20 protein-coding genes are annotated in these 21,897 nt (G+C 41.1%); 18 read left to right on the forward strand and 2 right to left on the reverse strand.

All coding sequences use genetic code 11. The annotated features are described in order from the left end of the window. Positions 1-119 precede the first annotated feature (119 nt). The 7 genes from PR834_RS12980 to PR834_RS13010 all read left to right on the forward strand — a co-directional run bounded on the left by PR834_RS12980 (position 120) and on the right by PR834_RS13010 (position 6,511). Positions 120-1,613 (forward strand): UxaA family hydrolase, encoded by a 1,494-nt coding sequence (locus tag PR834_RS12980; protein ID WP_272536699.1) that lies wholly within the window; start codon positions 120-122, stop codon positions 1,611-1,613. Between the two features lie 224 nt (positions 1,614-1,837). Further along, entirely contained in the window at positions 1,838-2,689 is an 852-nt protein-coding gene (locus tag PR834_RS12985) for a MurR/RpiR family transcriptional regulator (protein ID WP_094961576.1), read from the forward strand. A 185-nt stretch (positions 2,690-2,874) separates the two neighbouring features. Then, entirely contained in the window at positions 2,875-3,306 is a 432-nt protein-coding gene (locus PR834_RS12990) for a PTS sugar transporter subunit IIA (RefSeq protein ID WP_096864482.1), read from the forward strand. A gap of 9 nt (positions 3,307-3,315) precedes the next feature. Then, entirely contained in the window at positions 3,316-3,789 is a 474-nt protein-coding gene (locus tag PR834_RS12995) for a PTS system mannose/fructose/N-acetylgalactosamine-transporter subunit IIB (RefSeq protein WP_262961038.1), read from the forward strand. Positions 3,790-3,835: 46 nt separating this feature from the next. Further along, positions 3,836-4,627: a PTS mannose/fructose/sorbose/N-acetylgalactosamine transporter subunit IIC gene (locus PR834_RS13000; protein WP_094961577.1), complete on the forward strand. Its 792-nt coding sequence runs from the start codon at positions 3,836-3,838 to the stop codon at positions 4,625-4,627. Further along, a complete protein-coding gene (locus tag PR834_RS13005; RefSeq protein ID WP_004259186.1) occupies positions 4,624-5,454 on the forward strand; it encodes a PTS system mannose/fructose/sorbose family transporter subunit IID in 831 nt (276 codons plus the stop codon). Before PR834_RS13000 ends, PR834_RS13005 begins: the two co-directional genes overlap by 4 nt. 13 nt (positions 5,455-5,467) lie before the next feature. After that, complete coding sequence (locus PR834_RS13010; RefSeq protein WP_272536700.1) at positions 5,468-6,511, forward strand: tyrosine-protein phosphatase; 1,044 nt, start codon at positions 5,468-5,470, stop codon at positions 6,509-6,511. A 197-nt stretch (positions 6,512-6,708) separates the two neighbouring features. On the opposite strand, the gene araD is transcribed toward PR834_RS13010, so the two are convergent. Further along, the gene (gene araD / locus PR834_RS13015; protein WP_004259191.1) at positions 6,709-7,407 is read right to left on the reverse strand and encodes an L-ribulose-5-phosphate 4-epimerase; all 699 of its coding nucleotides are present in this window, start codon (positions 7,405-7,407) and stop codon (positions 6,709-6,711) included. A 455-nt stretch (positions 7,408-7,862) separates the two neighbouring features. Between araD and PR834_RS13020 the strand changes: the two genes are divergently transcribed. The 7 genes from PR834_RS13020 to PR834_RS13050 all read left to right on the forward strand — a co-directional run bounded on the left by PR834_RS13020 (position 7,863) and on the right by PR834_RS13050 (position 15,951). Further along, a complete protein-coding gene (locus PR834_RS13020; RefSeq protein WP_096864479.1) occupies positions 7,863-8,675 on the forward strand; it encodes a DeoR/GlpR family DNA-binding transcription regulator in 813 nt (270 codons plus the stop codon). Positions 8,676-8,887: 212 nt separating this feature from the next. Then, positions 8,888-9,880, forward strand: coding sequence for a substrate-binding domain-containing protein (locus PR834_RS13025; RefSeq protein WP_036958239.1), 993 nt, complete (start codon positions 8,888-8,890; stop codon positions 9,878-9,880). Positions 9,881-10,037: 157 nt separating this feature from the next. Further along, positions 10,038-11,555, forward strand: coding sequence for a sugar ABC transporter ATP-binding protein (locus tag PR834_RS13030; RefSeq protein WP_094961581.1), 1,518 nt, complete (start codon positions 10,038-10,040; stop codon positions 11,553-11,555). Continuing rightward, positions 11,548-12,537 (forward strand): ABC transporter permease, encoded by a 990-nt coding sequence (locus PR834_RS13035; RefSeq protein ID WP_004259203.1) that lies wholly within the window; start codon positions 11,548-11,550, stop codon positions 12,535-12,537. Before PR834_RS13030 ends, PR834_RS13035 begins: the two co-directional genes overlap by 8 nt. 13 nt (positions 12,538-12,550) lie before the next feature. Continuing rightward, on the forward strand, positions 12,551-13,585 hold the full coding sequence (locus PR834_RS13040; protein WP_004259206.1) for an ABC transporter permease: 1,035 nt from the start codon (positions 12,551-12,553) through the stop codon (positions 13,583-13,585). Between the two features lie 18 nt (positions 13,586-13,603). Further along, positions 13,604-14,467, forward strand: a complete 864-nt coding sequence (locus tag PR834_RS13045; RefSeq protein WP_094961583.1) for an L-ribulose-5-phosphate 3-epimerase — start codon at positions 13,604-13,606, stop codon at positions 14,465-14,467. Between the two features lie 11 nt (positions 14,468-14,478). Further along, positions 14,479-15,951: an FGGY-family carbohydrate kinase gene (locus tag PR834_RS13050; RefSeq protein WP_272536701.1), complete on the forward strand. Its 1,473-nt coding sequence runs from the start codon at positions 14,479-14,481 to the stop codon at positions 15,949-15,951. 60 nt (positions 15,952-16,011) lie between these two features. Here PR834_RS13050 and PR834_RS13055 read toward each other — a convergent pair whose 3' ends face one another. Further along, the gene (locus PR834_RS13055; RefSeq protein WP_164565560.1) at positions 16,012-17,358 is read right to left on the reverse strand and encodes a phosphoethanolamine transferase; all 1,347 of its coding nucleotides are present in this window, start codon (positions 17,356-17,358) and stop codon (positions 16,012-16,014) included. Between the two features lie 483 nt (positions 17,359-17,841). On the opposite strand from PR834_RS13055, the gene PR834_RS13060 reads away from it, so the two are divergent. From PR834_RS13060 to PR834_RS13075, 4 genes are read left to right on the forward strand one after another with little or no spacing between them, the layout of a single operon-like run. After that, entirely contained in the window at positions 17,842-18,591 is a 750-nt protein-coding gene (locus PR834_RS13060; RefSeq protein WP_164565561.1) for a sugar phosphate isomerase/epimerase family protein, read from the forward strand. A gap of 21 nt (positions 18,592-18,612) precedes the next feature. Next, positions 18,613-19,593, forward strand: a complete 981-nt coding sequence (locus PR834_RS13065; protein WP_094961587.1) for a sugar kinase — start codon at positions 18,613-18,615, stop codon at positions 19,591-19,593. Positions 19,594-19,606: 13 nt separating this feature from the next. Then, entirely contained in the window at positions 19,607-20,887 is a 1,281-nt protein-coding gene (locus PR834_RS13070) for an MFS transporter (protein ID WP_094961588.1), read from the forward strand. A gap of 10 nt (positions 20,888-20,897) precedes the next feature. Next, positions 20,898-21,872, forward strand: coding sequence for an NAD(P)-dependent oxidoreductase (locus tag PR834_RS13075; RefSeq protein WP_272525307.1), 975 nt, complete (start codon positions 20,898-20,900; stop codon positions 21,870-21,872). Positions 21,873-21,897: the final 25 nt, after the last annotated feature.

The raw sequence follows: 21,897 nt of genomic DNA on the forward strand, positions 1-21,897 counted from the left end.
AACATCTTTTAAAGTTGTAAACCAGATCGTATAATGAATGAAATTTAGACAACAAAAGATCATTCATACTTTTTATGGCTGATCATGCTTAATCCGATTTCCAGTTCAGGGAACGCAATATGATAAAAGATATAATTAAAATACATCCCAATGACAATGTCGCCATTACTTTAGTTAACCGACAAGCAGGGGAAACCATTAGTGTTGCAGAGCAATCAGTAACATTAAAACAAGATGTTGACCGAGGGCATAAAATTGCCCTCACCTTGATTGAGTCTGGCAATAATATTATTAAATATGGCGCTCCCATCGGCCATGCAACGACGACCATAACGGCTGGAGAGCATGTTCATACTCATAATACCGCCACCAATTTAAGTGCCTTAAATGATTATGAGTACCGCCCTGAACACAACACAATTGCCGTTACACGGCCGGATCCAGAAGTGCAAATCTATCGCCGAGCAAATGGTGATGTCGCTATCCGTAATGAAATTTGGGTGATACCAACAGTCGGCTGTGTTAATGCACTGGCGAGAAAAATGATCGAACGCTTTAATAAACAACATAATGGCGCTTCTGATATTGATGGTGTTTATCTTTATAACCATACTTTAGGGTGTTCCCAGCTCGGTGATGACCATTTAACAACCCGTACTATTTTACAAGATATGGTTAAGCACCCTAATGCAGGTGGCGTTTTAGTCATCGGTTTAGGCTGTGAAAATAATCAAGTCGCCGCCTTTAAAGAAACATTAGGTGACTATGATGATGAACGCGTGAAATTTATGGTATGCCAACAATTAGATGATGAAATTGAAGCCGGTGTAGAGCACCTTAATGCACTTTATCAATTAGTACAGCAAGATAAACGTGAGTCAGGCAAACTGAGCGAAGTGAAATTTGGTCTTGAATGTGGTGGTTCTGATGGCCTTTCAGGGATCACGGCTAACCCATTGTTAGGCTGTTTTTCTGATTTTTTAGTCAGTCATAACGGAACTACGGTGTTAACCGAAGTACCTGAAATGTTTGGTGCTGAACAAATTCTAATGAACCACTGCCATGATGAACTGACGTTTGAGAAAACGGTCAATATGATCAATGACTTCAAACAGTATTTTATTGCCCATGACCAGCCAATTTATGAAAACCCATCTCCAGGTAATAAAGCCGGAGGCATTTCGACACTCGAAGAAAAATCCCTCGGCTGCACACAAAAAGCTGGCACTAGCCAAGTAATGGATGTTTTAAAATACGGGGAGCGCCTGACAACCCCAGGATTCAACTTGTTAAGCGCGCCGGGTAATGATGCCATTGCCACCAGTGCCTTAGGAGCAGCTGGCTGCCATATGGTGTTATTTACAACAGGTCGTGGCACGCCATATGGTGGCTTTGTTCCCACCATGAAAATTGCGACCAATAATGAATTAGCCGCCAAAAAACCCCATTGGATTGATTTTAATGCAGGTGCCTTATTAACAGGAAAATCCATGGATCAGTTATTAGATGACTTCATTCAGTTGGTTGTCAAAACCGTTAATGGTGAACCTACAAAAAATGAAATCAATGATTTCCGTGAATTAGCAATTTTTAAAATGGGCGTCACACTTTAAAAACAAACTGATCCCTATTGCTTTGGTTATTATTAAGCAATAGGGATATAACTAACTATTTATATTTATTAACTTTTTCCTACCGACCTTACTTTCTATCCTAAGCCATAAGCCCCATTATCGTGACACGAAGACAATAAAGAAAAGTCACCATTTCCCTATTTTTAAGATATGGTAGGATCCATTTCGTAATGACGAATTTTAATTTATTAGCAGGGTAAATAATGATAGACCTAAAACTTAGAGAGGCCAGAGACAGCCTTTCCACCAAAGAAAAACAAGTCGCTGAGTACATTATTGCTAATAAGAAAAACATGCAAAGTATGAGCATTCAATCCCTAGCCCAAGAAAATAAGGTCAGTACCACCACTATCTTGCGCCTGTGCCATAAGTTAGGCTACCAAGGCTTTAGCGATCTAAAAATTGATTTAATTTCATCGATTAATCACAAGTCTTACGGCACTCTACTACAAGAAGATATTGATATTAGTGATTCAATGGAAACCGTTAATCACAAAGTAGGATTGATTGAAAAATCATCCATAGAAGAAACTTGCGCTTTGGTCAATTTAAATGCCTTTAAGCTAGCAAATGAATTAATTAGTAAGAGTAAAAAAATTGTCATTTATGGTGCAGGCAGTAGTGGATTAGTTGCAAAAGAATTTGAATATCAACTAATTAAAATAAAAAAAGATGTTAATTGTCACCTTGATTACAGCATCCAATTCAGTATTGTGAATACATTAGATCAGAACGATCTTGTCATTGTCATCTCTCATTCTGGTGAAAACCACGAATGTATCAAACTACTCACTCTTGCCAGAGAATTGAAAGTTCCGACCATTGCTATCACGAAAATGGGGCAAAGCTCGGTGTCATCGCTAGCAGAAACAGTCTTGCACACGATCTCCACGGAGCACGTTTCAAGGCTTATCCCTATTCGCTCAAAAATTTCGCAACTGACTGTAATTAATATGTTGATTACTAACTTATTTATTAAACAGTACGATGAACGAATTCAAAAACAAATTAGTACTCGTGCGGAGCGCTTTTCTCGCTTAAATAGCAATAACTAATCGGCTTTCTCCTCCTTAATATCTTCTATGTGGCTCTAAGTAGCCACTTCGATCTTGCTCACAAAAATGACCCTTTCTAGGAACTCCCCCTTTTCATTCCCCTTTTTTGTGATATTGTTACTTTAAAATAAATATATAAAAGTAATTTTATTACTAAAATAAAAAAATAAATATAAGGGGAAAAAATGAGCTCTCAAATACCTATCATACTGGCTAGCCATGGGCCTTTTGCACAAGGGTTATTGGAATGTGCTGAAATGCTAATCGGCTCTCAAGAAGATATCAGCGTGATTTCCATTCAAAGAGAAAGCAATATTAATGAGGTAAAAAAACATTTATTTGAAACATATCAAAATGTTAATAAAGGCGATGGCGTTTTAATTTTAGTGGATTTATTAGGCGGTTCTCCTTGCAATTTAGCCAGCGAGCTCGTTATTACCCAAAATGATGTTGTGCTGTACTGCGGAATCAATGTTCCTACTTTTCTCGAAATACTCAGCAACCGAGACCTCCCTTTACATGAACTTCATCAAGTCATTAATGATGTATTCCCTGACAGTTGCCTTAATGTCGGTGAACAACTTAAACCATTAGCACAAAATGATAGCGAACTTTAGGAGAATCCCATGCCAATTAATGTTGCTCGAATTGATGACAGACTTATCCATGGCCAAGTTATAACCACTTGGGTTAAAAATTTTGATATTGAACAGGTGATTATCGTCAATGACAAAGTTGCCAATGACACCGTTCAACAATCAGTTCTTACTATGGCTGCTCCACCAGATCTAAAAGTAGTCGTTTTTGGCGTCGATAAATTCATTGAAGTCTTAAAAAAAACGGAAATTAAACGCCGCACTATGCTGCTGTTTACTAACAGTATTGATGTGAACAGGCTTGTCGAAAGTGGCTTAAAACTGGAAAAACTGAATGTCGGCGGGATGCGTATGCAAGAAGGCCGTCGTAATTTATCCCGTGCGGTTGCTGTAACACCGAATGAAGAACAAGCCTTTAGGTCACTTATCAACAATAACGTTGCCGTTGAAATTCAAATGGTTCCTAAAGATCCCATTGTTGAATTGAAAACATTACTCAATTAATTCATTTAATCATACTTATTTTCACTCAATAAGTAAGGAGCCTATTATGTTAGTAGAGGCCATTTTAATTGCAATTTGGGCAGGCATTTGCTCATTGGATGATGTCGGTCCGCAAATGCTAAGACGCCCACTGCTCACCGGTACTGTGGCCGGTATTATCATGGGCGATATGGTTCAAGGGTTAGCCATTAGCGCCACATTAGAATTGATGTGGATGGGAATTGGTAACGTCGGCGCTTATTCTGCACCCGATATTATCGCTGGTTCAATTATTGGAGTTGCACTCGGTATTGCTTCCAATGGCGGAATTGCAGCGGGTATCGCCCTTGCCGTGCCAGTCTCTATTCTATGCCAACAATTACTGATTATCTGGCGTTCTTTTGCCAGTTTCTTAAATGTCTGGGCCAGTAAATCCATTCTTGATGGAAACTACAGTGGCCTAACAAAAGTCCATTATTTTTCGACGCCACTGTGGTTTTTTATTCGCGCCATTCCCTGCTTTATTGCCGTTTATTTTGGTAGTGACTTAGTCAATAACATATTAAATGCCGTACCTGAAAGTATTCTTACCGGTATGGGGGTCGCATCTAAACTGATCCCTGCTGTCGGTATCTGTATTCTGCTACTCATGTTGCTTAAAGGCAGAATGTGGTTTTTCTTTCTGCTCGGTTTTATGCTCACAACCTATTTAAAACTGCCAATTATCCCAATTACTTTTATCGCTCTGGCATTTGCAGTGCTTTATGACATGGCATTTGCCAGCAGTTTGCGCCAAACACCAGAAGAAAAAACAGCACCAACCTCCCATAAAAATGAAGAAGAGGAGTATGACCTATGAGTGAAGTAACCACCTCTGAAAATAAAAAACTCACGAAAAAAGAGCTTAATGGTATGTTTTGGCGAATTCAAACCATGTCATTCTCATACAACTACGAAAAACTGCAAACTATTGGTTTTGCGCATTGTATGGTGCCCGTTCTCGATAAACTGTATGAAAAAGCGGATCAAGAAACACGTATTAAAGCCATGCAACGCCATTTCGAGTTTTTTAACACGCAAATTAACGCTGGCGCATTAATTCTCGGTGTCACCGCTGCATTAGAAGAAAAAACAACAGAAGAAGAAAAAGAAGCTGTCGTTTCTGTAAAAGCCGGTTTAATGGGGCCATTTGCAGGCCTAGGTGATAGCTTATTAAAATTTACGTGGTTACCTATTTGCGGCAGCATCGGAGCCGCATTTGCACTGCAAGGTAATATTATTGGCCCTATCTTAATGTTTATTCTGTTTAATATCGTCAATATCGGCACCAAATATTTCTTTATTCATTATGGCTATAACAAAGGCGTTGATTTAATCGAGCAATCGAAAAAATCAAATATTATTCAGCGAATTACTAATATAGCGAACGTTGTCGGGGTCATGGTCCTAGGTTCCTTGATAGCGACGACCGTCAAGCTTTCCACTCCGCTAACCATTGCCGTCGGTGAGCAATCTATCAAAGTACAAGAGATGTTTGACAAGGTAATACCTAACTTACTCACTCTTCTCTTTGCCCTCGGTATTTTCTTCCTTGTTCGTAAATTTCAAGGGAAACATACCGTTGCACTCATTGTCGCCATTATGGTTTTAGGTGTTATTTGTTCTGTGTTCGGAATTTTAGGATGATAAAGGGAAATATATGGAAATCGAAGTCAACAGAGTGAGTGAATCAACACTCGAAATAAAGTTTAGTGAAATTCCATCCTCTCCTCTAGCATTATATTGGACGGATAGACCTGATACTCAAGTTTATCCTGAGAATTTCATTACAGATAAATTAGAGAATACCATTACAGTTCAAGACCCATTAAATGCTAAACAACGTATCTATTTTATTTTACAAAATGCCAACGGACGTAGATTATTCGCTGAAAGAACATTGCCTATTGAGGGATTAAATAACTTCCGTGATTTTGGGGGTTATACCACAACAGACGGAAAACAGGTGAAATGGGGAATGTTATACCGTTCCAACCATTTGTTTAATTTGAATCAACAAGCGGTCAACTATATTTCCCACCTAGGGATTAACAGCATTATCGATTATCGTACTCAAAATGAAATTAATAAATCGCCTAATTGCCATGTTGGTGAAAAGAAAACCTATCACCTTGATGCAACGGCTCAAACTGCTGAATTAGCAGCACAATTTGCCGCATCACCAGATAATGAAGACAAAGCACTAATCGAAAGTGTTATCCAACACATTCCGAAAGAAATGATTAACGGCGATGGGTTACAAATATTGGAACAATATCGCCAATTTGTGGTGAGTGATAAGTCAAAAGCTGCCTTTAAGCAAATGATAGAGGTTTTATTAAATAAACAAAATGCCCCAAGTATTCAGCATTGCCGTGGAGGAAAAGACCGAACTGGTTATGGTGCATTGCTGGTACTTTCCATGTTAGGTGTGCCAAAAGAAACCATTGTACAGGATTATATGATCACCCATTTTAACCGGCTTGAACGTAACGAAATTAAAATGGCGGGATATCGAAAAATAACCCAAGACCAAAATGTACTGGATTATTTACTCTCACTAATTGATACTCAAGAATCATTTATTTTAGAAGTCTTTAATACAATGGAGGAAATATCTGGCTCTGTTGAAAGGTATATTAAAGATGAACTTAAATTCACAGATAATGATATTAAGCAGCTTAGAGAGATATACTTAGTTTAAATAAATTTAATTATCTTATAAACAACCACAGGTTTAATCAAATAAACCTGAGAAATTGCTTTATTTAAAATAACAGTAAAATAGCCACATAGAATATTCATTGTGGCTATTTTATTGACGAAAAAAATCCGTTATTGATCATAGAATCAATAATTACTCTCGTTCGCCAATTCTATTTAATTAATTTTTTAGCTACTTTATTTTTGCCCGTAATATGCATTTTTACCGTGCTTACGTAAATAGTGTTTATCTAATAATACTTGTTGCATTGAACCTACTTGTGAACTTAATTGACGGGTAAATAAATTCATATAGGCAATTTCTTCTAACACTACGGCGTTATGCACTGCGTTATCGGGGCTTGTCCCCCAAGCAAATGGGCCATGGCTATTCACTAATACGGCAGGAATATCTTTTGCTGACAGGCCTTTTTCCTTAAAGGTTTCAATGATCACATGGCCCGTTTCTCTTTCATAATCCCCTTCAATCTCACTTTCTGTCATTTTACGGGTACAAGGAATTTCACCGTAGAAGTAATCGGCATGGGTTGTCCCTAAGGCGCTCAATGGCTGCCCTGCTTGAGCCCATATCGTGGCGTGACGGGAGTGAGTATGAACAATACCGCCAATTTCAGGGAATGCTTTGTACAATGCCAAATGCGTGTCGGTATCTGAAGACGGTCGATATTTCCCTTCGACTACTTCTCCACTTTCTAACGATACCACCACCATGTCTTCTGCTTTCATGGTTTCATAGTCAACGCCAGAAGGTTTTATCACCATTAGCCCAGCTTCGCGGTCAATACCACTCACATTTCCCCAAGTAAATGTCACTAGGTTATGTTTGGGTAAGGCAAGGTTCGCTTCAAAAACCTGTTGTTTCAATTGTTCTAACATAACAACTCCCTAGCTTGCTTAAATATGCTTTAATATCAACAACAAAAATTTATTATGGTGATGTTTTTTGTGTGTTGATAACCTTTATCTGGCTATTAAGGTAAACAGATTTAGGCCATTTAAAAAGCACCTCACTTTACAAATTCGTAACAAAATCGCCTAAGTCGGTCTTATTCGGGCATATTCAGTCAAATAAAGTCATAATACAGATGTGGTTAAATGACCGAGTTAGCCCAATATTTTTTGTTTATTAAGAGAAAAGCAAAAAAACACCGCAAATATAGTGATTCAAATCTAATTATTATGTAACAAGCCACATTAGCACTCTTAAAATTAAGATCAAAATCACTTTAGCAGGCTTTGTTTTTTTCAAAAACAGATTACTTGAATCCAATCACGACAAAAAAAAAGCAACACGGGCAGAATAAATATCGTGGAAAGAATAGGAGTTAAATATGTTACAAGCCGAACGCCATAAATTAATTTGTTCTCATGTTTCGCAGAATGGTTCGGCGTTAGTACGTGATTTAGCTCAATTGTGTCTCGTTTCTCAAGAAACTATCCGTCGTGATTTAACTGCCCTTGAGCGGGAAAATAAGATCATCCGTAGCTTTGGGGGCGCGGTAGCCATCGACCAAGAAGAGATGTCGATGGTGAATGTTATGCCTTCTTCGGTCAAACTCAGTCAAATGGTTGATGGCGCAGAGTCTTTTCGCAAAAGAACCGAAGAGCACCCTGATGCCAAGATGAAGATTTCAAAGGCCGCACTAAAATTAATTCAGCCTGGTGACTGTATTATGTTAGATAACAGTAGTACTTGCTGGTTTCTAGCACGGCAAATACCTGATATCGACATTACGGTAGTGACAAACTCGGTCAAGATTATCCAAGCCTTGGCCTGCCGTGACCGAGTGCGCGTTATTGGTATTGGTGGGGAATATTCAGAACGCCATGATGATTTTCATGGCCCAATTGCAGAAAGTATTATCCGTAGCTTTCAGATAAAAACCTTATTTCTTTCATGCCAAGGGTTCAATATCGAAAATGGTATTCGCGATGGCAGTGAAATAAACTCAAAATTAAAAAATATTATGTTACAGGTTTCCGAAAATAAAGTTTTGCTCGCGGATAATAGTAAATTAGGAAAATATGCATTTAGCCAGGTTTGTACATTTGATGATATTGACGTATTAATTACAAACAAACTAAATGATAATAGTTTTCAAGAAAAGTTCTCTAACCTTAGAATTATCGAGTGCGATAAATAAGTTATAAAAATAAAAATCATGTAACTGTGATGTAAGTAAAAAACAATAAATTCTATTTTATTTTCTGTATTAAATAAGCGCAGGGATATTATTTACCCATAATTCCTTGGCACTTAATTATAGGCATATCTAAATATAAGAAGTTCATTATTTCTAAATAATGGAATTTCTTGATTTAGTATCCATCTACACTAAGGAATACAACTATGAACATGAAGAAGCTAGTTTTACCTTGTTTAATGAGCGTTGCACTATTTTCAAATGTCGCGATGGCTGAATCACAAAAAGCACAAAAGCCCTTTACCATGGGTGTCGTCGTTAAAGTCGGTGGCATTCCTTGGTTTAATGTGATGGAACAAGGTATTACTGAAGAAGGCAAAAAACTCGGTGTAAATGCCTTCCAAGTTGGCCCAACAACGGCTGACCCAGCGGAACAAGTTCGTGCTATCGAAGATTTAATCGCGAAGAAAGTGGATGTCATTGGCGTTGTCCCTAACGACGCTAAAGTGCTTGAGCCTGTATTAAAACGTGCTCAAGACGCTGGAATTAAAGTCATTACCCACGAATCACCAAACCAAAAAAATGCAGATTGGGACTTTGAATTACTTGATACCCAAAGTATGGGCGCTAACCATATGAGAGATATGGCGGCATGCATGGGCGAAGAAGGCAAATATGCCATGTTTGTGGGAAGCCTGACAGTACCATTAGTGAACGAATGGGCCGACGCTGCAATTGCTTACCAGAAAGCGAACTACCCGAAAATGCAAATGGTCGATGACCGCTTTGGTGTTGCCGAATCCGTTGATGACTCAATGCGTACAGCTAATGATTTGTTATCTAAGCACAAAGACTTAAAAGGCATCATGTCATTTGGTTCACAAGGCCCTATCGGTGCAGGCCGAGCCATTGATAAACGCCGTAAAAATGATGAAACCTGTGTATTCGGGACATTCACACCTGGCCAAGGCATCAAATTACTGGAAAAAGGCGCAATTGATGGCGGCTATATTTCGAATCCAAAAGTCGCAGGACAAGTATTTGTACAGGTGGCGACTGCCATGATGAATGGTGAAGAAATTAAAGATGGCGTGTCTATTGGTGATATGGGTGAAATCAAAGTCAGTGGCAACACGATTTTGAGTGACAACCCCGTTAATTTGAATATTGAAAATACGAAAAAATTGGTCGAAGTCGGTCTGTAATTTCACCTTGTCAAAATAATGTTCAAAACAAAAATACAATATTTATCAAGATATTAATTTTAATGTTCTTTGAGTTCGAGTCGCCTGCACTAACGCAGCGGCTCGAACTCATCACGAACAAGCCAACACCAATTTATTTGCAGTAGGAATTGTACTTATGACAAGCACCTCAAAAGCTGACAAATCCGATCCACTCATTACCTTGCGCGACCTTTCCAAAAGCTTCGGTGGTCACCGTGCATTACGCAATATCGATTTGACGCTCAACAAAGGTGAAGTGCACTGTTTAGCGGGCACCAATGGGTGTGGGAAAAGCACATTAATTAAAACCATCAGTGGTGTCTATGCCCCTGATGACGGTAGCAAAATTGAAATTGATGGAAAAAGTTATCACCGGTTGACGCCAGATAAAGCGCGTGAATTAGGCGTGCAAGTTATCTACCAAGATTTGTCATTATTTCCAAATTTAACCGTTGCCGAAAATATCGCCTTTGAGCTAAACCTCAAAGGCTATTTTGGCTGGTTTCGCAAAAAACAACTGCGCGAAAAAGCGCTAGAAATCCTCAATGAACTGGCTTTCACCATTGACCCCGACACGCCTGTGCAATTTTTACCCATTGCTCAACGCCAACAAGTTGCTATCTGCCGCGCCCTAGTCGCCGACGCACGCCTGGTCATTATGGATGAACCAACAGCTTCATTGACCCGAACAGAAGTCAACCAACTACTATCAACAGTTAATTACCTAAAAGATAAGGGTATTACTGTTGTTTTCGTAAGTCACCGACTAGAAGAAGTGAAAGAGATTTCTGACCGCATCACGGTGATCCGCGATGGCCAAAAAATTGGGACTTGGCCTGCTGAAGGCTTAACTACCCGCAAAATTACTGAGTTAATGACTGGCTTAGACATTGTCCATGAACGCAAGCCACCCAATAATGCGGAAGACCGACGCACAGTACTTGAGCTAAAAAACCTCAGTCGAGCTGGGCAATATCGTGATATCAACTTAAATTTAAAACGCGGCGAAGTGTTAGGTTTATGTGGTTTGTTAGGCTCAGGCCGTACCGAATTAGCATTATCGTTATTTGGCATTACCCATCCAGATAGCGGCGAATTATTTATCGAAGACAAGCCTGTTAAGTTAAAAAACAACACCGACGCCATTAAGCGTGGCATTGGTTATGTCTCTGAAGACCGCCTGACTTTAGGTGCCATTTTACAGCAATCCATCGCAGACAATATGGTAATTTCGATTCTTGATCGACTCAAAACACCTTGGCATTTAATCGATGAAAAACAGTGCCAAGAAATCGTACAAGAGTGGATAGCCGACTTAGATATTAAAGTCACCGACCCCAATAATGCCCTTTCAACACTTTCAGGCGGTAACCAACAAAAAGTAGTACTCGCCAAATGGATTTTAACGCGACCTAAAGTGCTGATTTTAGATTCACCAACCGTTGGTGTTGATATCGGTGCAAAAGACAGTATTTACAAGCTGATTCACCGTTTATCAGGTGTTGGTATCTCCATTTTATTAATTACCGATGAAGCCTCCGAAGCTTATTACAATTGCGACAGAATTTTACATATGAAACAAGGCGCTATCGTCAAAGAAATTGTGACAGATTCCATCAATGAGCAACAATTGGAGGAAATCATCAATGGCTAATTGGCAAAAGTTACGACCACAATCTGTCGAAGGCTGGCTGACTTGGGTCATTCTTATCATGGTGGTGTTCTTCACATTGATGAGCCCACAATTTCTGACTATTCAAAATTTACTCGACCTCAGTGAAAGCTATGCGGTGACGGGTATTTTCGCCTTGGGCTTATTTGTGGTTCTTGTCACTGGGGGTATTGATATTTCGTTTGCCGCTGTGGCTTCCGTAGTGCAATACGTGATTGCGACTTGGTTATTGCAAGGTTTTATTGCAAGCCCTGCCGTTAGTATCACATTGGCGATTATCATCGGTATCGCTTTTGGCTTAATCAACGCCATTTTGATTTACTCGCTGAATGTTGTGTCAATTATCATCACCATCAGTATGCAATCACTGCTGTTTGGAATGCTGATGTGGTTAACCAACGGTCACAGCATTTATGACTTGCCTGATTGGTGGGTTGACCCTGTGACTATCCTGCCTTTTGAAGTGGATGGCGAATATTACCAAGTTGGCTTGCCGTTAATTGTAATGCTAGGCATTGCCTTCTTAACGTGGATTTTAATGAATAAAACCCACATCGGCCGTCAATTATATGCTGTTGGCGGCAGCCAAGAATCTGCATCTCGTATTGGTATTCGTGTTTCCGTGATTTATCTGTTTGCTTACGGCTACCTTGGCGCGATGGCAGCGATTGGCGGCATGTTGCAAACCTACCGAATGAGTGAAGTGGTACCGAGTGCCCTTGTGGGAGGGGAGCTGGATGTGCTTGCCGCTGCTGTATTGGGTGGAGCCAGTTTATCCGGTGGCAGAGGCTCGGTGATAGGTACATTAATGGGGGTTTTCCTGATTGGTATCTTGAAAAACGGCCTTAACCTGATTGGTGTTTCAAACTACTTCGTCAATATCGTCATCGGGCTGGTTATTCTCATTGCGATTTGTATTACCCACTATAAAAAACGTAAAGAGACGGACGTAGGTTTTGTTTAACAGGAATATCACCATGAAAAAAAATGCTTTTTTTAAAATTGATGGCTCTGTTATCGGACTGCTTTCAATCTTTGTTCTGGCTATCGCCGCGTTTAGTATTGCCATGCCAGGGCACTTTTTTACTCAAAATACCTTTTTGAGTATCACTTTTCAGTTACCTGAATTGGGCTTACTCACCTTTGCCATGTTTGTACCTATGTTAAGTGGCGGCTTAAACCTCGCCATTATTAGTACCGCTAACTTAACTGGCCTGTTTATGGCTTGGGTGTTTATCAATTACCTGCCAGTGGATGCAGGGACGGGCACACAGCTGATGTGGCTGGTCTTCGCATTGATCGGCGCAACTGTAATTGCGGTCATTATCGGTAGCTTAACAGGGCTGATGATTTCCCATATCGGGGCACACCCTATTCTAGTCACTCTCGGTACTATGACGATTATTAGTGGTATTGGCGTTTACCTAACCAAAGGAGCAGCGCTGAGTGGCATGCCGCCCATTGTTCGTGCCATTGGTTCCGATACGGTGCTTGGGGTACCAATTGCGATGATTATTTTCATTGTTACCGCAATTCTCTTAGCGCTGTTTCTAGGCTGTACGCGTTTAGGTAAAAATATCTATATGAGTGGCAGTAACATCAATGCAACGTGGTTCAGCGGTATTCGTACCGACCGTGTCATGATTGCGATATACACCATTTCTAGCCTGTTATGTGTATTAGCTGGGCTCATCATGATGGCTCGCTTTAACTCTGCACGTATGGGCTACGGGGACTCCTATTTACTGCTCACCATTCTTGCCATCGTATTAGGTGGAACTAACCCATTTGGGGGAGTTGGTAAGGTTAGCCGAGTGTTCTGTGCCTTATTGGTTTTACAGGTCATTGCGACAGGTTTAAGCCTGCTTGGTGTAAGCCTGCACTTTAACCTCGCAGTTTGGGGGATCACGCTCATCTTGGCACTAGCATTCAAGTTCTTCAAAGAAAAATGGAGTGCTAAACGTGCGATGAACCGCAACCAACGCCTTAATAAAGCATCGACACAAAGTTAATTTTTCAAGGGGAAAACCATGCGCAAGCATCCAATTGGTATTTATGAAAAAGCATTACCGAAAAACAGCAGTTGGTTAGAAAAATTAGTTATCGCAAAATCTGCAGGTTATGATTTTGTGGAGATGTCAGTAGATGAAACTGACGAACGTCTAGCTCGGTTAGACTGGAGCCCCGCTGAACGTCTGGAAGTGGTTAGAGCCATTCAAGAAACAGGTATTCGCATTCCAAGTATGTGTTTATCGGGCCATCGCCGTTTTCCTTTCGGTAGCCATGATGAAGGCACTCGCATGATGGCCTATACCTTAATGGAAAAAGCCATTAAGCTCGCTCAAGACTTAGGCATTCGCACTATTCAGCTCGCGGGTTATGACGTTTACTATGAAGAGCAAGATGCCGAAACGATTGCCAATTTCGAAAAAGGCATGCAATGGGTCAGTGAAATTGCGGCCGCTTCTCAAGTGATGTGTGCGGTAGAAATCATGGATACGCCATTTATGAATTCCATTAGCAAATGGCAAACGCTTTCCGATAAAATTCGCTCGCCTTGGTTCAAGGTGTATCCTGATGTCGGCAACTTAACGGCATGGGGCAATGATGTCGAAAAAGAATTCACCCAAGGAATTGAACACGTCGCAGCAATTCACTTAAAAGATACGTATGCGGTGACTGAAACCTGTAAAGGCCAATTCCGTGATGTGCCTTTCGGTGAAGGCTGCGTGGATTTTGTTAATTTATTCAAATTATTAAAACGTTTAAATTACCGTGGCTCCTTCCTGATTGAAATGTGGACAGAAAAAGCCGATGAGCCACTGATTGAAATTATCAAAGCTCGTCATTGGATGGAAGACAAAATGCAACAAGCAGGCTGGCACAACGCCTAAAGGAGCCGATAATGAATGCATTTTTTATGGGTGTTGACCTTGGTGGTACCGTCATTAAAGCGGGTATCTACACCGCAGAAGGCCAAGAAATTACCGTTGCTGAACATTCTTTTCCCACTGAGAGTCCACAAGCAGGTTTTAGTGAACGCAATATGGAAATGCTGTGGGAAGCGGCTTGCAGCGTGATTCGCCAAGCGATTCAAAATAGCCAGCTCAACGCCGCCCAAATTTCCGGTGTCAGCTTTTCTTCTCACGGCAAAGGGCTGTATTTACTCAATAGCCAAGGAAAACCGGTTAGGAATGGGATTGTGTCATCTGATTCACGAGCTCAATCTATTGTTGATGAATGGCACCAAGACGGCACCGCGGATAAAGCTTATCCATTGAGTTTGCAGCAATTATGGGCTTCTCATCCTGTGGCGCTGTTACGTTGGTTAAAACAACACGAGCCCGATAATTATCGCGATACTCAACATGTTTTGATGGTCCACGATTACATTCGCTACCGTCTAACCGACCAAATTGCCTGCGAAGAAACCAATATTTCTGGCAGCCAATTATTTAACCAAACCCTGTCGAGTTATGACCCTAAATTATGCCAACTATTTGGTATTGATGAGACAAATGACAAACTAGCACCGGTGATTAATTCGGCTCAACTTGCAGGAACGGTAACCCACAAAGCCGCTGCTGAGTCTGGACTTGTAGAAGGAACCCCTGTATTTGGTGGCTTCTTTGACGTGGTGGGTGCAGCGTTGGCGTCAGGGGTGAGCCAAAAAGATAAACTCAGCGCCGTAGCCGGAACTTGGACCATTTCAACCCGTGTCTTCGATGAAATTGTGCCTTCAGATTACCCATACGTATGGAGTAAATACTGTATTCCAGGTACCTATTTTGTCCACGAAGGCAGCCCGACTTCCGCCAGTAACCTCGCGTGGTTCACTCGTCACTTCTTCAATCAACGTTTGCAAGATTATAACGTACTGAATCACTGTGTGGCTGAAGGGGCAACACGGCCAAATGATATTCTGTTTTTTCCTTGGCTGTACGGTTCTAACTACCACAGTAATTTGCATGGTGGTCTACTCGGTTTGAGCTCACACCATATGGATGCTGATATTGTTTATGCTATCTATCAAGGAATTGTGTTTTCACATTTGCTACATCAAGACCGTATTGTTGGCCTTGATAATACAACAGAATCTATTCGTTTCACGGGTGGCCCAACACAGTCACCACTGTGGATGCAAATGTTCTGTGATGCCAGTAACTTGCCGTTAGATGTCGTCAATGTACAGCAATCAGGTTGCCAAGCCGCTGCACTTTGTGCCGCAGTCGGAACAGGTTACTATTCAGGTTTTGATGTCGCTATTGCGGCAAGCACACCCAAAATCACGACTTACCAACCAAACGCCGTTGGGTATCAACAGTTACGTGATAAATTTGCCCGCTTTAAAGCAGTTGCAGATGCATTGAGTCAATAACTTGTTGAATAAAAATAAAGGCAGAACTGATAGCTCGGTTCTGCCTTATTTTTTGACATATTAATTGTCAGCGACAACTTTGGTATTAACTGTGGCTGGTGATAATACGGTATCCTGCGGCAAGCTATCGTACTTCACAAACTCGTCCCGTGGGAAAACAAAGACATCGATATCTTTTTCAGGTGTGATAGTCTCCGCCACGATACTTTTCGCTGGGGAGGTTAGGTTAGTTTCTACTCCTAACCACGACGCGAAGTAATCAAATAAATTCCACTCACTTAACATTTCATCGCGAAATTCACGTTTAGTATCATCCGAATTGATGACCACTAATGGGACTTGATATGCCCCTTTCACGAGTTGACCATGGCGTAAGTATAGATTTCCGTCTTTGATATACCCTTTATACTCTGCTTCCAGTGCTTTTACGTGCTGCTTATTGGCTTTGACTAGCCCTTGCCCATGGTCAGAAAAATATAAAATGGAGAACGGGTAATCCCCATTTTTATTATTTTCTTGCAAGATACTATAAATATCGCCAATAAAATCATCACTCAGTTTAATCGCTGAAACATAACAGTTCGCTATACTTCCCCAGCCCGTATCAAATTGCTCAGGGTTAATGTTGTAATTATTTTTAACGAGTTCGCAAGCTCCTTTCGGCCAACCATCATGGTGAGGCCCCCACATATGAACAAAAATGACTTTTTCTTTCTCTGACGGGTTATTTAACGCAGCTTTAAAGGCAGGTAACATTTTAAAATCATTGGTGAGTTTATTCACACTGTCATCAACGACAAACTTTTCTTGCACGAAAAGGTTTTCAAAACCAGGCTTGCTGTCTCTAACCGGTAAAAAATAATTCGCCTTTAGAAAATAATTTGTAAAGCCAATTTCATCATCACCAAAACTGCCATTATTACCGATATAATAAGTTTCATAACCCGCTTTGTTGGCTAAATCAACAACTGAATTATTATTGTAATACGGCTTTTCATGGTGCTGTGTGATCGTCTTTAGATCATTTTTCGCTAAAGCTCGCGTTAAGGTCGGTACCGTATTGGATGCCGCACTAATAAAATTATTGAAAAAACGCCCATTTACCGATGAAAGAAACGGTGTATTTTCTAATGGGTAGCCATAAGTATTCATATAATTCTTATTGGTACTTTCACCAATAATGACAACTTTTATCTTATATTTATCATCGTTTTTTTTAGTGATTTGAATATCACTAGCCGTATTCACGCCATAGCAAATATCTGCATTGCTTTTTGCTGCTTGAATTAACTCAGGTGTACAGGCTTTTTTATAGACGCCGGCACTTTCATTGGTATTTGCTTGAGCCCATGAAACGCTAGCTAACAGAAGCACACTATAAAGTGCGGTTAATTTCATTACTTTCATACTCAGAACCTCATCTTCGTAACTTATTATATTTATGAGTTGCTGTGGTGTAGCCAGGGTAGAGTTTGTGAAATAATGTAGCATTGCACTAAAATTTCACACCTTAATTAATATATTGAAATATTATTTCATTAAAAGACGAAGAAGACGAAATTGAGATACAGCTAACAATAATTAATTATGAAGAATCACGCATTTACTAGGCATATTTTCATGCTAGCTGTATATCAAGAAAGATAAAAAATTAGTAATCAACTAGTTATATACCATAAATTCATTTATCAGAATGAATAATAAGCGTTACACCCATTACATATAGAGTTGTGATAAAGATCTGCAATTAAACATTAATCGCCATTTGATTAGTGATACAGCTCTAATTTTGCTCTTTCCTCACTAGAAAGCATTATGGAACCGGTTCCATAATACATTATTCGCAATGACAAATGGGCAAAATGCCCTTTAATCAGACAGAGGAAAGTCATGAGCAAACACATTATTGTTGTCACTGCGGCCTATGGGGCGCAAACCGTAAAACAATTAGGCGGCCAACAAGCCTTACTCGAAATGATTCAAAACAGCCATGCAGATGGCGTGGAGATCCGCCAAGAGCTTTTGCTGCCGAATGATAGCCTGACGGATATTGCTGATAAGCTACAAGCAAGGCAACTAAAAGCTGTCTATTCTATTCCTGATACCCTATTTCAACAACGAGCTCCTATCGCAATCACCAAATTACAAGGCTATTTCGAAGATGCCAAACAACTCAATGCACGCTTTTTAAAACTATCACTTGGTGAGCTACCTGAGTGCTATGACTTATCCGAAGTTATTGGTGTCATCAATCAATACACCACCCAATTAGTGATTGAGAACGACCAAACAGAAGCCGGTGGTCATATTGCGCCTCTTGAACGCTTTTTTGCTGATGTCAAAACCCAGAATATGCCCATAAAAATGGCGTTTGATATGGCGAACTGGCATTGGCATCGGGAAGATCCGTTAAAAGCCGCACATATTTTTGCTCCCCAAGTCGCTTACATTCACGTTAAAGCCTGCCAATTGCGTGACAACAAACGTGTTGCTGTAGCACTTGATGACAGCGATGGCACTTGGAAAGAAGTGCTAAACGCCCTACCGAATGACGTTCCTTGTGGTATCGAGTTTCCACTCGAAGGCGATGATTTACGTGCAGTCACTGAATACTATGTTTCTCTGTTAAAGACTTTCTAGGTTAGAGGGAGAATTAATTTTATGAAAAACCAATTAGATGTCGTAACTCTTGGTGAGGCCATGATGATGTTCGTCGCCACACAAACAGGGAAATTACATGAGGTCGAAAACTTTGTTCGCCGTGCCGCAGGGGCTGAACTCAACGTTGCTGTTGGCCTTTCACGCCTTGGGTTAAAAACGGGATGGATTAGCCGCTTAGGTAATGACTCTTTTGGGCGTTTTATCCAAGCCACATTGGATAATGAATATATAGATACTCAATGTGTTACGGTAGATTCTCGTTACCCAACTGGCTTTCAACTCAAATCTAAAGCCGAAAATGGAACCGATCCCATCGTAGAGTATTTTCGTCAAGGTTCTGCGGCAAGTCACTTAGATTTAACAGACTTTAATGAAGATTATTTTCTATCCGCACGCCATTTACATTTAAGTGGCGTGGCAGCAGCACTTTCACCCACCAGCTACCAACTGTCACTGCATGCCGCGAAATGGATGCGAAATGCAGGAAAAACACTATCATTTGACCCCAACTTGCGCCCTTCTCTATGGAAGAGTGAAACAGCGATGGTAGAACAGCTCAACCAACTCGCGTTCCAAGCTAATTGGGTCTTACCAGGCTTAAAAGAAGGCAAAATTCTGACGGGCTTCGACCAACCCGAGTCTATTGCTGACTTTTACCTCGCTCAAGGTGTTGAAGCCGTTGTGATTAAAACCGGAGAACACGGCGCATATTATAAAACTGCGGGTAACCAACAAGGTATGGTTCCTGCCGTGCATATTAAACAAGTCATTGATACCGTCGGTGCCGGCGATGGTTTTGCCGTTGGCGTCATTAGCGCCTTACTTGAAGGCTTAACACTACCGCAAGCTGTTGCAAGAGGTAATTTTGTTGGAGCTAGAGCCATTCAAGTTATAGGTGATAGTGAAGGCTTACCAACTCAAGCGCAATTGCAGCATGAAATGGCATTACTCTCCGCCACCACCACTAAAGCTGCATGTTAAAAGGAAATCGATTATGACAATGAATACTCCAGCAGCGTCACGTTGGTGGCGCATCATGCCAATCGTGTTTATCACCTATAGCCTTGCTTATTTGGATAGAGCAAACTACAGCTTTGCCGCCGCTGCAGGTATCAACGCTGACTTAGGCATTACCAAAGGGATGTCGTCACTACTCGGCTCATTATTTTTCCTTGGCTATTTCTTTTTCCAAATACCAGGCGCTATCTACGCGGAAAAGCGCAGTGTCCGCAAACTGATTTTTGCCTGTATTTTTCTCTGGGGAATGTTTGCCAGCTTAACGGGAATGGTCAGTAATATCCCAATGCTAGTGATTATTCGCTTTAGTTTGGGTGTCGTTGAAGCCGCCGTGATGCCAGCGATGCTCATCTATATCAGTAACTGGTTCACTCAATCAGAACGCTCACGCGCCAATACCTTTTTAATTTTAGGTAACCCAGTCACGGTGTTGTGGATGTCCGTGCTATCCGGTTATCTCATTCAAGCGTTCGGTTGGCGTGAAATGTTTATCATTGAAGGGGTTCCAGCGATTTTGTGGGCTTTTTTCTGGTGGAGAACAGCACGTGATAAACCAAGCCAAGTGAATTGGCTAAGCCAGACTGAAAAAGAGACATTAGATAAAATTCTCAGTGACGAACAGAAAAACATCAAACCTGTCCGTAACTACCGTGAAGCTTTTAAATCACGTAACGTGATTTTACTGTGCGCCCAGTATTTTTGCTGGAGCATCGGTGTGTATGGCTTCGTACTGTGGCTGCCATCTATTATTCGTGGAGCATCTAACCTTGGGATGGTAGAAACAGGCTGGCTTTCTGCCGTTCCTTACCTTGCGGCAACCTTAGCGATGATCCTCGTATCATGGGCATCTGACCGTATGCATAACCGCAAACTATTCGTTTGGCCAATGCTTTTACTCGGTGCGATTTGCTTCCTCGGTTCGTACTTACTCGGTAGCACGAATTTTTGGTTCTCTTATACCTTATTAGTGATTGCGGGTGCAGCAATGTACGCCCCATATGGGCCCTTCTTCGCTATCATTCCTGAAATGTTGCCAAAGAACGTTGCAGGTGGTGCAATGGCATTAATCAATAGTATGGGCGCATTAGGTTCATTCTTTGGTTCATGGTTTGTTGGCTATTTAAATGGAGCAACCGGTAGCCCAAGTGCTTCGTATATGTTTATGGGACTCGCATTATTAGCCTCGGTTTTCTTTACCTTGATAGTCAAACCAAACCAAGAACAAAACAGTGATGTTGTCATCACGAAGCATGCTTAAAAGGGATACTATGAAACAGAATATTATTTTATATAAATCCATTCCTACGGATCAACTTGAACGGCTACAGCAACACTTTAATGTTACTGTATTTGATAGCGTTACACCTGAAAATCTCGCTAGCTTTAAACAAGCGTTATCCCGCGCTGACGGCATTATCGGGGCCAGCTATCCTATCACGGCAGATGACATTGCCAATGCTCCGAATTTGAAAGCGGCATCGACCATTTCCGTTGGTGTCGATCAATTTGATATTGATGCAATGAATGCTAGAAAGATTGCATTAATGCATACACCTAATGTATTAACCGAAACCACCGCCGACACCATTTTTACGTTAGTGCTTTGCAGTGCACGCCGCATTATCGAAATGGCTGAGATGGTCAAAAATGGCCAATGGACTCAAAGTATTGGTGAAGATGCATATGGCAGTAATGTGAATGGGAAAACTATCGGTATTTTAGGCATGGGCCGCATTGGCTATGCCGTTGCCAAACGCGCTTATTTAGGCTTCGGGATGCCAGTTCTCTATTACAATAACCATATCCACCCCGATGCAGAAACCCAACTTAAGGCACGTCGTTGTGACCTCGATACGTTGCTGGCAGAATCGGATTTTGTCTGTGTCGTGCTGCCATTATCAGCGTCAACCGAAAAGTTGATCGGTAAAAATGAGTTGGCAAAAATGAAACCCAGTGCATTTTTGATCAACGGCTCAAGAGGCCGTATCGTCGATGAAGCCGCCCTGATCGATGCATTAGAAAGTGGCACAATTCGCGGGGCGGGTTTAGATGTGTTTGAAGTTGAACCCCTTCCAAGCAACTCTAAGCTACTCACGCTGCCAAATGTGGTTGCTCTGCCGCACATCGGTTCTGCCACCCATGAAACCCGTTACGCCATGGTCGAATGTGCTGTTGATAACCTAATAGCCGCCTTAAACGGCGACCTAAGCCAAAATTGTGTTAACCCTGAAATAGCAAAATAGCTGGAATGCCCTAATTTATTAGGGC

The sequence above is a fragment of the Providencia sp. PROV182 genome, from assembly GCF_028480325.1.
Lineage (GTDB): Bacteria > Pseudomonadota > Gammaproteobacteria > Enterobacterales > Enterobacteriaceae > Providencia > Providencia hangzhouensis.